We start from the raw sequence: 12,346 nt of genomic DNA, 5'->3' as shown, positions 1-12,346 counted from the left end.
TGATGGTCGACACCGAGCTCACGAGTTCCGACGGCGTGCCGTCGCCGCAGGCGCCACGCCGCGGCGTCGTCGCGTTCATCTTCGTCACCATCCTGCTCGACATGCTGGCGCTCGGGCTGATCATGCCGATCCTGCCCAAGCTGATCGAAAGCTTCGTCGCCAATGACACGGCGCAGGCGGCGCGCATCTTCGGCCTGTTCGGCACCGCCTGGGCGCTGATGCAGTTCGTGTTCTCGCCGGTGCTCGGCAGCCTGTCGGACCGGTTCGGTCGGCGCCCCGTGATCCTGCTGTCGAACTTCGGCCTCGCCGCCGACTACGTGCTGATGGCGCTGGCGCCGTCGCTCGCCTGGCTGTTCGTCGGCCGGCTGATCTCCGGCGTCACCTCGGCGAGCATCTCGACTGCCTTCGCCTACATCTCCGACCTCACGCCGCCGGACCGCCGCGCCGCGGTCTTCGGCCGCATCGGTGCGGCGTTCGGCGCCGGCTTCGTGCTCGGCCCCGCCACCGGCGGCCTGCTCGGCGACATCGATCCCCGGCTGCCGTTCTGGGCGGCCGCAGGGCTCAGCTTCGCCAATGCACTGTACGGACTGTTGGTGCTGCCGGAATCATTGCCGGCCGAACGGCGCAGCCCGTTCCGCTGGCGCACCGCCAATCCGCTTGGCGCGCTGCAATTGCTGCGCTCCGATCGCATGCTCGCCGGCCTGTCGGTCGTCAACTTCATCACCCAGCTCGCCCATGTCGTGCTGCCGTCGACCTTCGTGCTCTATGCGACCTATCGCTACGGCTGGGATACGCGCACGGTCGGCCTGACGCTGGCGATCGTCGGTGTCTGCGCCATGATCGTGCAGGGCGGGGCAGTCGGACTGATCGTGCGCTCGCTGGGCGAACGCGGGGCGCTGATGCTCGGGCTGTGCTCGGGGACGATCGGATTTCTGATCTTCGGCCTGGCGCCGACGGGGACGTTGAGCTGGCTCGGCATTCCCGCGATGGCGCTGTGGGGCGTGTCGGGGGCGGCGATCCAGGCGCTGATGACGCGGCTGGTGCCGTCGGACCGGCAGGGCCAGCTGCAGGGCGCAACGTCGAGCGTGCAGAGCATGGCCCAGCTCGCAGGCCCGTTCCTGTTCACGCTGACCTTCGCCTATTTCATCGGTGCCGCCGCGCCGGTGCATCTGCCCGGCGCGCCATTTCTGCTGGCAACCGCGCTGCTGATCATAGCGATCGGGATTGCCATGCAGACGCTGCGCGCGGGCAAAGAAAAACCCTCAGCCTGAACGGATGAGGGTCTCGCTTTGAGGCCGAGACGGCGCGGCGCGCCGTCTCGTCTCAGGTCTACGCTGTTACTTCTTCACCAGCGGACACTCGCTCGCCTCGAGCGGCTTGGCGGCATCCTCGGGCGCGATGGTCGCGATCAGCTTGTAGTAGTCCCATGGATATTTGGACTCTTCGGGCTTCTTGACCTCGAACAGATAGGCCGGGATCAGGCGGCGGCCGTCGGCGCGCAGCGGGCCCTTGCCGAACAGCGGATCGTCGGTCGGGATCTCCTTCATCTTGGCCACGACCTTGGCGCCGTCATGCGGATTGCCGCCGAGCGCTTCCAGCGCCTTGAGGTAATGCAGCGTGCCGGCGTAGTTGCCGGCGACCGTCATCGACGGCATCGTGCCCTTCGGTGACAGCTTCTGGAAGCGGTTGGACCAGGCGCGGGTCTGCTCGTTCAGATCCCAGTAGAACGATTCGGTGAACGTCAGGCCCTGCGCGACCTTCAGGCCGAGCGCATGCACGTCGTTGACGAACAGCAGCAACGCGGCGAGCTTCTGGCCGCCCTGGACGATGCCGAATTCCGAGGCCTGCTTGATCGCGTTGGTGGTGTCGCCGCCGGCATTGGCGAGGCCGATGACCTTGGCCTTCGACGACTGCGCCTGCAGCAGGAAGGACGAGAAGTCGGCGGTGTTGATCGGGTGCTTGACCGAGCCGAGCACCTTGCCGCCATTGGCGGTGACCACCGCCGAAGTGTCGCGCTCCAGCGCATGGCCGAACGCGTAGTCGGCAGTCAGGAAGAACCAGCTGTCGCCGCCCGCCTTGGTCAGCGCCTTGCCGGTGCCGTTGGCGAGCATGTAGGTGTCGTAGGTGAAGGAGATGGTGTTGGCGTTGCAGGCCTTGCCGGTGAGGTCGGCGGTCGCGGCGCCGGAGTTCAGCAGGACCGCGTTCTTCTCCTTGACGAGATTGGATACCGCGAGCGCCACGCCGGAGTTCGGCGTGTCCATGATCACGTCGACCTTCTGGTTGTCGAGCCACTGCCGGCCGATGCTGACGCCGACGTCGGGCTTGTTCTGGTGGTCGCCGCTGATGACCTCGATGGTCCAGCCCTTGGCCTTCATGCCAGAGTCTTCGACCGCCATGTTGATGGCCGCAACCGAGTTGGGCCCGCCGATGTCGGCATAGAGGCTGGACATGTCGTTGAGCACGCCGATCTTGACGACCTTGTCGTCGGCGAAGGCGGAGCCGGCAAAGCTGAGCGTGGTGGCAGCAAGCAACGCGGCAATCCGCCGCGCATGAGACGTCGTCATCAAAGTCCTCCCTGGTGTCGTGTCGCGGCGGGGCTTCTTGAGCGCCCTTTGCCGTCTAGTCACCCTGGATAGCCCGTCTTGTGAGTTGCGGCAATGCGCCAAAAGGGGGGAGGCTCGCCCAAGCTTTGTGCTGACAGTTTAAGCGTTAACGCAGAGCGTCCGAGGTCAGCCTGAATTTCTGGATGCGCTTCCCGGTGTCGACCTCGGCGGTATAAACGTTGCCCTGTCTGTCGACGGCCATCGCGTGCACCCAGTGAAACTGGCCGGCATTGCGGCCATTGTGGCCGAAGCTTCCGACCACGCTGCCATCATCCCGCCTGATGATGCGGATCTCGTTATTCTCGCCGTCGGCGGAGAGCAGGTAGGTCTGCTTCGGATCGGGCCAGATCGCGATGTCCCAGACCGCGCCATTGCCGAGCGTGTTTTTCTCGAAGAACCACTCCTTCACGAAGGTGCCGTCCTTCTTGAATACCTGGATGCGGTCGTTGATGCGGTCGCAGACATAGACGAGGCCATCGTCGGCGATCTTCACGCAGTGCACGGGATTGCCGAATTGCTGGGCTACCGGCGCCTTGGGATCGTAGGGCGGCTGCTTGCTGTCATCGGGGACATGGCCATAGGCGCCCCAATGGCGCTTGTAGGCCAGCGTCGTTGCGTCGAACACGATGACGCGGCGGTTGCCATAGCCGTCGGCGACATAGATCTCGTTCGCCTCCTTGTCGATCGCGGTCTCCGCCGGCTTGCCGAGCTGCGTGGTGTCGTTCGAGCCCTTGCTCGGCGCGATCGCTCCGATCTGCGCGACGAACTTGCCGTCGAGCGTAAATTTCAGGATCGCATTGTCGTTGTCGGCGTTGCCGCCGATCCAGACGAAGCCGCGCTCGTCGACCTCGATGCCGTGCTCGCGGCCGACCCATTCATAGCCTGGACCCGGGTCGCCCCAGGCGCGCAGCAGATTGCCGTCGGTATCGAACTCCAGCACCGGCGGCGCGGAGACGCAGCATTTCGAGCGCGGCGGATTGAGCGCCGCGCCCTTCTCGTCGTCGGTCAGCGACCGCGGCCGGTGGATGACCCAGATGTGGCCCTGGCCATCCACGGTGATGCCGCCGACTTGGCCGAGGATCCAGTTGTTGGGGAGCTGCTTGGGCCATGACGGCTCGACGGCGAAGGTCGGGACCTCGGCCGCGCTGCTGGTGCGAGGGAGCAGGGCGCTGCCGGCTGCAATGATGAATAGCAGGATGACCCGGGCAAGCCCTGTCGCGCGTCCGCGTCGTGCTCGCGTCATGGCATCCTCCCGGTCTGTGCTGCGGTCATCCGCTTATGAGCGCAGTCAATCGCGAGCCGGTCAGGGTGTCAATCAGAGGCCAGCGCGTCCGGCAGGGACTCGGCTGCGCGCGGCTTCAGGAACCGGGTCAGCATGATTTTCAGGTGAGCGGTGTTCTGCCTGATGTCGACGCCCGGATTGCGGATCGGCAGCGCGCGGGCGCCATCGACGATGGCGAGAAGGATGTTTGCGGTGGCTTCTGGGTCGAGGCCGGGGTCGATATCGCCGCGGCGCTGCGCCCGGGTGAGGAACTCGACCAGCATCGCGCGCATCGCGCGCGCATGCTCGTGGACGAGCCGGGCGAAATCAGGATTGCGGCAGGCCTCCGCCAGTCCCTCGGTGCTCAGCACCTGGGCTTCCGGCCGATGGATGCTGGTATTCTCGATCTCGTTCAGCAGAGCTTCGATCACATCGGGGGAGGCCAGGATCGCCTCCAGCTGCGACGCTGCGCGGCTGAGGCCCCGCTGCATGAGGGCCTCGATCATCGCCTCCTTGCTGGGGAAGTAGTGGTAGAGGTGGCCCGGGCTGATCTTGGCCGCGGCACAGATGTCCGTGGTGCTGGCGCCGTGAAAACCGTTCCGGACGAAACACGACAATGCCGCCTGGAGAATCTCCCCGCGCTTCTGCTCGTGCTTGACCGGATCGACCTTCCTCATCGCGCTAGTCCCGTTCGCCCAACTCTCGCCCCATTTGTACGGCTCCGCCAACCCTTTGTAATATAAAATAATATTTCGCGCCGCTCTAATCTAGAGAATTTGATCTAGTTTAGTTGGACAAGCGCTGCAGCGTGTGAAAGATAATTAGAGTGAGCTATCTATCAATGGGGGCGCGGTCAATGAACAGCCTTGGCATGACGCGTCTTGCTCCGTTGAACTGGACGGCGCTCGCTTCCCTGGTATTGGCGACCACCGGCTGTGCCAGCGCACCGCTCGAGCGGGCAGGCTCGCTCAAGAACTATGACCATCTCGCCGAAGCCAATGGCCTGGTGACGCGTGCGCAGATCAAGGCCAACAGGAAAGAGCTGCTCGAGGCCAAGACGATCAGGATCGAGCCGACGGCCTTTCCGCCGCGTGCCGACGTCGGCCTCGACGAGGGTGAACGGAAGCTGGTCGCCAACGTCATCAACCGCGAGATGTGCCTGCGCCTGAGCGAGCGGTTTCGCATCGTCTCCTCGGGCGAGGAGGCGGATCTGACGGTGAAGGCAACCGTGACCCATGCCACCGCAACCAATGCGACGGCCTCGGCCGCGTCACAGGCGGCCTCGATCGCCAAGAGCGTCGCGTTGCCAGGCGTGCCGGTCCCGGTGCCGCGGCTGCCGGTCGGGCTGGGCACCTTGACGGTCGAGGCCGAGGCGCGCGACTTCGCGGGCTTTCAGAAGGCCGCGATGGTCTGGGCACGCGGCGCCACCTCTGTGTCCACCGCGCGGATGGCCAATGATGGCGACGCCTACGACCTCGCCTCCGAGTTCGGCGCCGACTTCGCCAGGCTGGTCTCGACCGGCGAGTCGCCGTTCGGCGGCCTGCCATCTCTGCCGACTGTCGCGAGTGTTCCGGCCAAGCTGGGGGGCGCCCCAAAATATGCCGCATGCGAGCAATATGGACGCTTCCCGGGCCTCAAGGGCTTCGTCGGTGCCGGCCTCGGCCTGCCGCCTGACTGGACCGACAAGGGGGCCGACGAGGCCAGGCCCGCGCCGCCGACGCAACCTTCACCGGAGGTCGCGAGCATGGAGCAGCAATCCTCGCGATGAAGCCCGCCACCTCCATCCGCGCCGTCACACTGCGCATCCTGCTCGTGCTGGCCGCGTCGCTGCAGCTCGCGGCCTGCGCGGCGATCATGCCGCGCAATGCACCGCCCGAGATGGCGGCTGTCAGCGCCAGCCCGGTCGGCTTCCGCGACGTTCGCTATTGGGGCGATGAGCCAGCGCCGCGCTTTGCCGAGGCCTCGATGCAGCGTGCATCGGCCGAAATTCCCGCCTCGCGTCCGCTGAACTTCCTGGCGATATCAGGCGGTGCTGAGAACGGCGCGTTCGGCGCCGGGCTGCTGGTCGGCTGGAGCGAGGCTGGCAACCGGCCGGCGTTCGACATGGTGACCGGCGTGAGCTCCGGCGCGCTGATCGCGCCGTTCGTGTTCCTCGGCCGTGAGCACGATGACAAGCTGCGCGAGGTGTTCACGGCCTATGAGCGCAAGGACATCTTCACGGTCAACATTCCCGGCCTGCTGCAGGGCAAGGCGCTCGCCGACAACACGCCGCTGTCGCGGCTGATCGAGAAATATGTCGACCGCGATTTTCTCCGCGACGTCGCGCGCGAGAGCAGCAAGGGCAGGGTGCTGCTGATCGGCACCACCAATCTCGATGCGCAACGCCCGGTGCTGTGGGACATGGGGCGGATCGCAGCGGCCGACACGCCGGAGGCGATCGACCTGTTCCGCCAGGTGCTGCTGGCGTCAGCGACCGTGCCCGGCGCCTTCGCGCCGGTGCGCATCAAGGTGCGGATCGGCGACAGGGACTATGACGAGCTGCATGTCGATGGCGGCGTGACCCGGCAGGTCTTCATTGGCCCGTCGGTGCTGCGGCTCGTGGCCGGCCGTGGTCCGCGGCGGAGCGTGAGCGGCGCGCATCTCTATGTCATCCGCAACGCCCGCATCGATCCGCAATGGGACAGCGTCGGCGCCGACGTGCTCTCGGTGACGCAGCGCTCGCTCTCGACCCTGATCAAGAACCAGGGCATCGGCGACATCTATCGCATCTACTCGGTGGCGAAGTTCAACAGCATCGATTTCAACCTCGCCAGCGTGCCGGCGGATTTCCAGGTCAAGGCCGACGGCCCGTTCGACCGCAGCTACATGACCGCCTTGTTCGACCGCGGCCAGGAGATGGGGCGCCGCGGCTATCCCTGGGTGAAGAGCCTGCCGGGCCTGCAGTCCAACGAGCCCGGCATCACGGCGCAGCTGCCTGCGCGCACCATGGCGGCGGCCGCGCGATGACCCGTTGCCGCAGCAGTGCCGGAAGGCTCCGGATCGTGTGCACGCGCGCGTGGCTCGCGACTGCGCTGCTGATGCCGTTGCTGCTCGGCGGCTGCGCGACATCGGGCACCACGCCGCCGTCCGATACGACGCAGTTCGGCAACACGTACAACTATCTGCCCGTGAACGACGTGCCGCATGACGACCAGCGCCCGGTGCTGTCGGTGGATCAGCAGGAGAAGCTCCGCAATGAGCTGATGACCGTGCGCGACCGCCAGGTGCCGGCTGCCGCGAAGCCCGCTCCTGCGAAGCCTGCTGCCGCAAAGCCTGCTGCCGCAAAGCCTGCGGCGGCGAGTCCTGCTCCGAAATAGATGGCGATGCAGCGGCAATCACCGGAGCGTCGCGCGTGAGAGTCACAGTGCCGACCACATTCTCCGCCGTCGTCCCGGCCTAGCGCGCGATTGCGCGCTTGGCGCCGGGACCCATACCGCGTGATGTCTATTGGGACAGACAGTCTGTGTTGCCTTCATTCGCAAACACGACCGCCGGTGGTTATGGATCCCGGCGTTCGCCGGGACGACGGCGGTGGGTGTTGCAAGTTGCCGGGCATGATCAGCGGATGATCAAGCCGAAGCCCGTCGCTGCGCGATCCCGCCGGCAATGCGCCCGTCCCCACGGCCGCAGCCTGACGCGCATGGACCAGGAGCCAACAACGTGACCGACCTGACCAAGCCGACACTCTCCAAGCGCACCAATCCCGACAAGGTCCGCAAGGCCGCGCAACATCCGAAGCGGCCCGGGCTCGGCTGCAAGGCCGAGCCCGGCACCTTCGTGCCGGTCGTCGACCGCAACAAATGCGAGGCCAAAGGCGACTGCGTCGAGGTCTGCCCCTACGATGTGTTCGATGTCGCGCCGATCAGCGAGCCCGACTTCCGCGCCATGTCATTCCTCGGCAGGATGCGCGTCCGCTTCCACGGCATGAAGACGGCCTACACGCCGAACAGCGATCGCTGCCTCGCCTGCGGCCTCTGCGTCGTCGCCTGTCCCGAGCGCGCTATCAATCTCGTCGAGGTCGCCGCGGGCAGCAACATGACGACACGGCGCTGAACCTCATGATCTCGCTGCGATGATTGTACGTGCGATCCGCGAACCCTGTTGGCGGATGCGGATCGCCCCCATTCGGTCGCGCGTTGTCCGGCCCGTGCCGCTGCGGTATGAATTCCGCACGTTGCAGAGGAGGTGAGTGGCATGCTCCGGTGGTTGTGCGGCCTTGCGGCCATGGCGTTGTGCTCGAGCATGTCAGTAGCGGCCATGAGCCAGCCCATCGATTGTGGCGCGGCACCGACACCCAAATGTCTGGCCTCGGCGATCTTCAAGTTCGCGAAAACGCTGCCCGACGACAGCTATTTTCGCCGGCATGTCGCTTTTGCCGAGCAGGAACTGGCATTGAGCGATGTCAAGCTCGCGCTCGACTATGTGCATTCCGATCCGGCCGACCCGCCTCCCTGGGAGGATATCGACTGGATCGCACGGGCAGGCCGCTTCGATCGGGCGATCCAAGTCGCAAACGAGCGAACGGAAGCGGTGGAACGTCTGGGCGGCCTGCTTGCTGTAGCCACGCAACTTCTGGACAAAGGCCAGACGGCACGCGCAACCAAGATCGTCGACGAGGTTGAACGCGCGCTGGCCTCCGCGCAACCCGAAACCCGTGACGACTATGCGAATCTGATTCAAGAGGCCGGTCGTCTCCGAGCCCGGCTGGGCCAGATCGATCGCGCGGCGCGTCTGCTGAGCCGCCCCGGCGTATCATCCGTCAGCGAGCTGTTGGACATCGCGAATAAATACCCAGTGGCCGTGAGCCTGCGCGATCTCGCATGGCGAGAGGCCGAGCGCGCCAACGAAGCCTATGCATGGCAGCAACTGATCGAGGATGCGAGCAGCCGCGGGGATCAGGCCGATCTGGCGCGTGCCGCGGAACGGGCCGCGACGCGTCTCGCTGGAAACGATGCGGACCGCTCCGAGCCGGTGATTCGGCTGGCGCGTGTGCTGCGGACCGCGGGAACGGCGAAGCTGGCGGCCAGGCTGGTTGAGCCTTGGCGGCAATGGCTGAACGGAAGGGACGAGACCAAACGAAACAATATTCTCATGCCGCTCATTCCGGTGCTGGCCGGACTCGCGCGCGATAAGGAGGTGGACGAGGCAACTCACATGACCAGCAGCGCTTCGGATCGCAGCCGACTGCAGAGCATCGCTGCCGAGGAATACGTCCGCCTCGGCCGCAATGATATTGCGACAAGGTTCGATCGGGAGGCGCTGTTATCGGCGCTCGCGTCGCCCGTCGGCGATCCCAAGCAGCAGTGGGCGCATCAGGCGGCCCTGAACAATCTGGCGCTCGCTCGCGCCGGCCGGGGTGACATCGAGGGCGCGCTCGACGTCGCAGCCAAGATAGGCAGCGAGGCAGAGATCCGCAGCGCGACATCCTATGTGGTCCGTCGCGCCATCGACGACGGCCATGGACCGGTGGCCGCTCCGGCGATCGAGGCGCTGCTGCAGCAGGCGCGCGCGGCGCAGGACGTCAGTCTCCTGCTGCAGGCGGCCAATGCCTGGTTTCAGGTCGACAACGAGAAAGAAGCCCGTCGCGAGCTTGACGAGGTGATGAAGCTGGTCAGGGAGCGTCAGACGCCGCTGGACGCAAACGACGTCAGCCTTGCCGCCGAGCTGACGTGGCGCATCGACGGGAATGGCGATCCACGCGCCATGCTCGGGATCGTGGACCGGCTCGGCGTCAATGACCCCGGCGCCATCGATCTTCTGGTCGAGAAGATGACGCCGATCTCGCCTGTCGTCGCCGTCCAGCTTGCCGATCGCCAGACCGAGGTCGAGCGCCAGATCGACGAGCTTGCAGCCATTGGCTTGGCGATCGCGGACAGCGCGAAGTAGCGACCGGCTCAGGCCGGCGGCTGAAAACTCTTCAGGGTGCGGGTCTTGTAGTCGTAGAGCTTGCCGGTTTCGGTCCAGGCGGGCGCGCACATCGGCACGATGAATTCGGCGACCTGCTCGGGGGTGTCGAGCGTGTCAGGGTCTTCGCCCGGAAACACCGTGGCGCGCATGCGGGTGCGGATCGGGCCGGGGCTGAACAGATTCACGCGCAGCGGCGTGCGCTCGGTCTCGTGTGCCCAGACGCGGGCCAGGGTCTCCATTGCCGCCTTGGTCGCGGCATAGGGGCCGAGATAGGCCGGGGCCTTGGTGGCGGCGCCCGAGGTCAGGAACAGCGCGCGGCCGGCGTCGGAGACCTTCAGCAGCGGCTCCATGCAGCGGATCAGCTGGAAGTTGGCGGTGAGGTTGACCGCGACCGCGTCGTTCCAGGGCTTCAGGTCGATATGGCCGAGCGGCGAGGACGGGCCGGGCACGGCGGCGTTGCCGACGAGGATGTCGAGCTTGCCATGGCGCTCGTGCAGCGCGGCGCCGAGCCGGGCAATGCCGTCGGTGTCGGTCATGCTGAGTGGCACCAGGGTCGCGCCGCTGCCGGTCTCTTTTCGGATCTCGTCGTCGAGCTCCTCGAGCCCGCCTTGGGTGCGGGCGACGGCAACGACATGGGCACCGGCACGGGCGAGCGCGCGCGCGGTCGCATAGCCGATGCCGCGCGAGGCGCCGGTGATCAGGGCGATACGGGAGGCGAGGGGAAGGGTCATGGCCGCAAATCTCTCAGACGTCGTCCCGGCCTTGCGCTTTCCCGGCAACGCGAAGCGTTGTCCGGTGCGCGCCCGGCGGCGGGACCCATAATTCGCGGCCGTTATGATGGAGTTGGATGGTCGTGGCTAGTCCTGCATGCCCCAGGAGGGGCCCGGAGGCCCATGCAGGGCTATCATGAACAGGATCGTAGCCCGGATGAGCGGACGCCTGCGCCCTTGCGGGCGCACGCTGTCGCTCATCCGGGCTACGGCCTGTCTCGGATTCCGCCTCAGCTCGCCTCGGCCAGCAGCGAGAGCTGGTGCTGGGTTGGCTCGACCAGCGACTGGTCGGTGAGGTGGGTGGGATAGCTGCCGGTGAAGCAGTGGTCGGCATATTTCGGCGCGGCGGGGTCGCGGGCCGGCTCGCCCATCGCGCGGTACATGCCGTCGATCGACAGGAACGCCAGCGAATCCGCGCCGATCAGCTCGCGCATCTCCTCGAGCGAATGCGTCGCCGCCAGCAGGCCGCCGCGATCCGGCAGGTCGATGCCGTAGTAGTCGGGGTAGAGGATCGGCGGCGAAGCCAGGCGGAAGTGCACCTCGGTGGCGCCGGCGTCGCGCATCATGCGCACGATCTTGCGCGAGGTGGTGCCGCGCACCAGCGAATCGTCGATCAGGATGATGCGCTTGCCTTCGATCGCGGCGCGATTGGCCGAGTGCTTCATGCGCACGCCGGATTCGCGGATCGCCTGGGTCGGCTGGATGAAGGTGCGGCCGACATAGTGGTTGCGGATGATGCCGAGCTCGAACGGCACGCCGGAATGCTGGCTGTAGCCGATCGCGGCCGGCACGCCGGAGTCGGGCACCGGCACGACGACATCGACATCGGGATGGCTCTCGCGCGCGAGCTGCGCGCCAAACGCCTTGCGCACCTCGTAGACCGAGCGGCCGCCGACGACGGAGTCGGGGCGGGCGAAGTAGATGTATTCGAACACGCAGGGGCGCGCCGGCTTGGGCGGGAACGGCTTGTGGCTGTGCACGCCCTGCTCGTCGAAGACGATGACCTCGCCGGGCTCGATGTCGCGGATGTAGCGCGCGCCGATCATGTCGAGCGCGCAGGTCTCCGAGGCCAGGATCGGGCAGCCTTCGAGCTCGCCATAGACCAGCGGCCGGATACCGAGGGGATCGCGGGCGCCGATCAGCTTCTTGTTGGTGAGACAGACCAGCGAGTAGGCGCCCTCGAGCGCGCGCAGTGCCTCGATGAAGCGGTCGATGAAGTTGCTGCGGCGAGAATGCGCGACCAGATGCAGGATGACCTCGGTGTCGGTGGTCGACTGCATGATGGCGCCGGCCCGCACCAGCTCGCGGCGCAAAGTGAGGCCGTTGGTGAGGTTGCCGTTGTGGCCGACCGCGAAGCCGCCGGCATTCAATTCGGCGAACAGCGGCTGCACGTTGCGCAGGATGGTCGCGCCTGTCGTGGCGTAGCGCACATGGCCGACGGCGGCGTTGCCGGGCAGCCGCTCGATCACCTCGCGGCGGGAGAAGGTGTCGCCGACCAGGCCGAGGCGGCGTTCGCTGTGAAAGCGCGAGCCGTCATAGGAGACGATGCCGGCCGCTTCCTGGCCGCGATGCTGGAGCGCATGCAGGCCGAGCGCGGTGATCGCGGAGGCATCATTGTGCCCATAAATGCCAAACACGCCGCACTCTTCGCGCAGCGTGTCTCCGTCCAGGTCGTCGTCTCTGAGATAGGCTTGAGGTCCGAAGTCCAGATCCGCTGTTTGGGCTTCGCCGGAAGAATCGTGGTGCTGGTCCATCGCGCCTCTCTT

At 66.4% G+C, this 12,346-nt stretch carries 11 protein-coding genes; 6 read left to right on the top strand and 5 right to left on the bottom strand.

Annotated features, from left to right (window positions below; translation table 11 throughout):
* The first annotated feature begins 2 nt into the window (after positions 1–2).
* Positions 3–1,271 (top strand): TCR/Tet family MFS transporter, encoded by a 1,269-nt coding sequence (locus S58_RS20600; protein ID WP_042340832.1) that lies wholly within the window; start codon positions 3–5, stop codon positions 1,269–1,271.
* A 66-nt stretch (positions 1,272–1,337) separates the two neighbouring features.
* Here the strand turns inward: S58_RS20600 and S58_RS20595 are convergent, their stop codons facing one another.
* The 3 genes from S58_RS20595 to S58_RS20585 all read right to left on the bottom strand — a co-directional run bounded on the left by S58_RS20595 (position 1,338) and on the right by S58_RS20585 (position 4,541).
* Positions 1,338–2,564 (bottom strand): ABC transporter substrate-binding protein, encoded by a 1,227-nt coding sequence (locus S58_RS20595; RefSeq protein WP_015667301.1) that lies wholly within the window; start codon positions 2,562–2,564, stop codon positions 1,338–1,340.
* Between the two features lie 145 nt (positions 2,565–2,709).
* A complete protein-coding gene (locus S58_RS20590; RefSeq protein WP_015667300.1) occupies positions 2,710–3,846 on the bottom strand; it encodes an NHL repeat-containing protein in 1,137 nt (378 codons plus the stop codon).
* 68 nt (positions 3,847–3,914) lie between these two features.
* Positions 3,915–4,541, bottom strand: coding sequence for a TetR/AcrR family transcriptional regulator (locus tag S58_RS20585; RefSeq protein WP_042340014.1), 627 nt, complete (start codon positions 4,539–4,541; stop codon positions 3,915–3,917).
* Between the two features lie 194 nt (positions 4,542–4,735).
* On the opposite strand from S58_RS20585, the gene S58_RS20580 reads away from it, so the two are divergent.
* From S58_RS20580 to S58_RS20560, 5 genes are all read left to right on the top strand, one after another.
* Positions 4,736–5,632, top strand: a complete 897-nt coding sequence (locus S58_RS20580) for a DUF3313 family protein (protein WP_244440611.1) — start codon at positions 4,736–4,738, stop codon at positions 5,630–5,632.
* Positions 5,629–6,870 (top strand): patatin-like phospholipase family protein, encoded by a 1,242-nt coding sequence (locus S58_RS20575; protein ID WP_015667297.1) that lies wholly within the window; start codon positions 5,629–5,631, stop codon positions 6,868–6,870. The genes S58_RS20580 and S58_RS20575 overlap by 4 nt, the downstream gene beginning before the upstream one ends.
* Positions 6,871–6,905: 35 nt before the next feature.
* Complete coding sequence (locus S58_RS20570; RefSeq protein WP_244440610.1) at positions 6,906–7,220, top strand: hypothetical protein; 315 nt, start codon at positions 6,906–6,908, stop codon at positions 7,218–7,220.
* Between the two features lie 343 nt (positions 7,221–7,563).
* Positions 7,564–7,956 (top strand): ATP-binding protein, encoded by a 393-nt coding sequence (locus S58_RS20565; RefSeq protein WP_015667295.1) that lies wholly within the window; start codon positions 7,564–7,566, stop codon positions 7,954–7,956.
* A gap of 204 nt (positions 7,957–8,160) precedes the next feature.
* Positions 8,161–9,789, top strand: coding sequence for a hypothetical protein (locus S58_RS20560; protein WP_042340012.1), 1,629 nt, complete (start codon positions 8,161–8,163; stop codon positions 9,787–9,789).
* 8 nt (positions 9,790–9,797) lie between these two features.
* Here the strand turns inward: S58_RS20560 and S58_RS20555 are convergent, their stop codons facing one another.
* The gene (locus tag S58_RS20555; RefSeq protein ID WP_015667293.1) at positions 9,798–10,541 is read right to left on the bottom strand and encodes an SDR family NAD(P)-dependent oxidoreductase; all 744 of its coding nucleotides are present in this window, start codon (positions 10,539–10,541) and stop codon (positions 9,798–9,800) included.
* A 269-nt stretch (positions 10,542–10,810) separates the two neighbouring features.
* Positions 10,811–12,334 (bottom strand): amidophosphoribosyltransferase, encoded by a 1,524-nt coding sequence (gene purF / locus S58_RS20550; protein WP_015667292.1) that lies wholly within the window; start codon positions 12,332–12,334, stop codon positions 10,811–10,813.
* Positions 12,335–12,346 lie beyond the last annotated feature (12 nt).

Source organism: Bradyrhizobium oligotrophicum S58 (genome assembly GCF_000344805.1).
Lineage (GTDB): Bacteria > Pseudomonadota > Alphaproteobacteria > Rhizobiales > Xanthobacteraceae > Bradyrhizobium > Bradyrhizobium oligotrophicum.
The sequence above is the reverse complement of the archived record's forward strand: the minus strand, read 5'-3'. Positions and strand labels throughout refer to the sequence as shown.

Bases quoted from the DNA above. Each gene is read 5' to 3' on its own strand.
- S58_RS20585 (WP_042340014.1), bottom strand. From the start codon at position 4,541: ATGAGGAAGGTCGATCCGGTCAAGCACGAGCAGAAGCGCGGGGAGATT.
- S58_RS20595 (WP_015667301.1), bottom strand. From the start codon at position 2,564: ATGACGACGTCTCATGCGCGGCGGATTGCCGCGTTGCTTGCTGCCACC.
- S58_RS20560 (WP_042340012.1), top strand. From the start codon at position 8,161: ATGAGCCAGCCCATCGATTGTGGCGCGGCACCGACACCCAAATGTCTG.
- S58_RS20555 (WP_015667293.1), bottom strand. From the start codon at position 10,541: ATGACCCTTCCCCTCGCCTCCCGTATCGCCCTGATCACCGGCGCCTCG.
- purF (WP_015667292.1), bottom strand. From the start codon at position 12,334: ATGGACCAGCACCACGATTCTTCCGGCGAAGCCCAAACAGCGGATCTG.
- S58_RS20590 (WP_015667300.1), bottom strand. From the start codon at position 3,846: ATGACGCGAGCACGACGCGGACGCGCGACAGGGCTTGCCCGGGTCATC.
- S58_RS20580 (WP_244440611.1), top strand. From the start codon at position 4,736: ATGACGCGTCTTGCTCCGTTGAACTGGACGGCGCTCGCTTCCCTGGTA.
- S58_RS20600 (WP_042340832.1), top strand. From the start codon at position 3: ATGGTCGACACCGAGCTCACGAGTTCCGACGGCGTGCCGTCGCCGCAG.
- S58_RS20575 (WP_015667297.1), top strand. From the start codon at position 5,629: ATGAAGCCCGCCACCTCCATCCGCGCCGTCACACTGCGCATCCTGCTC.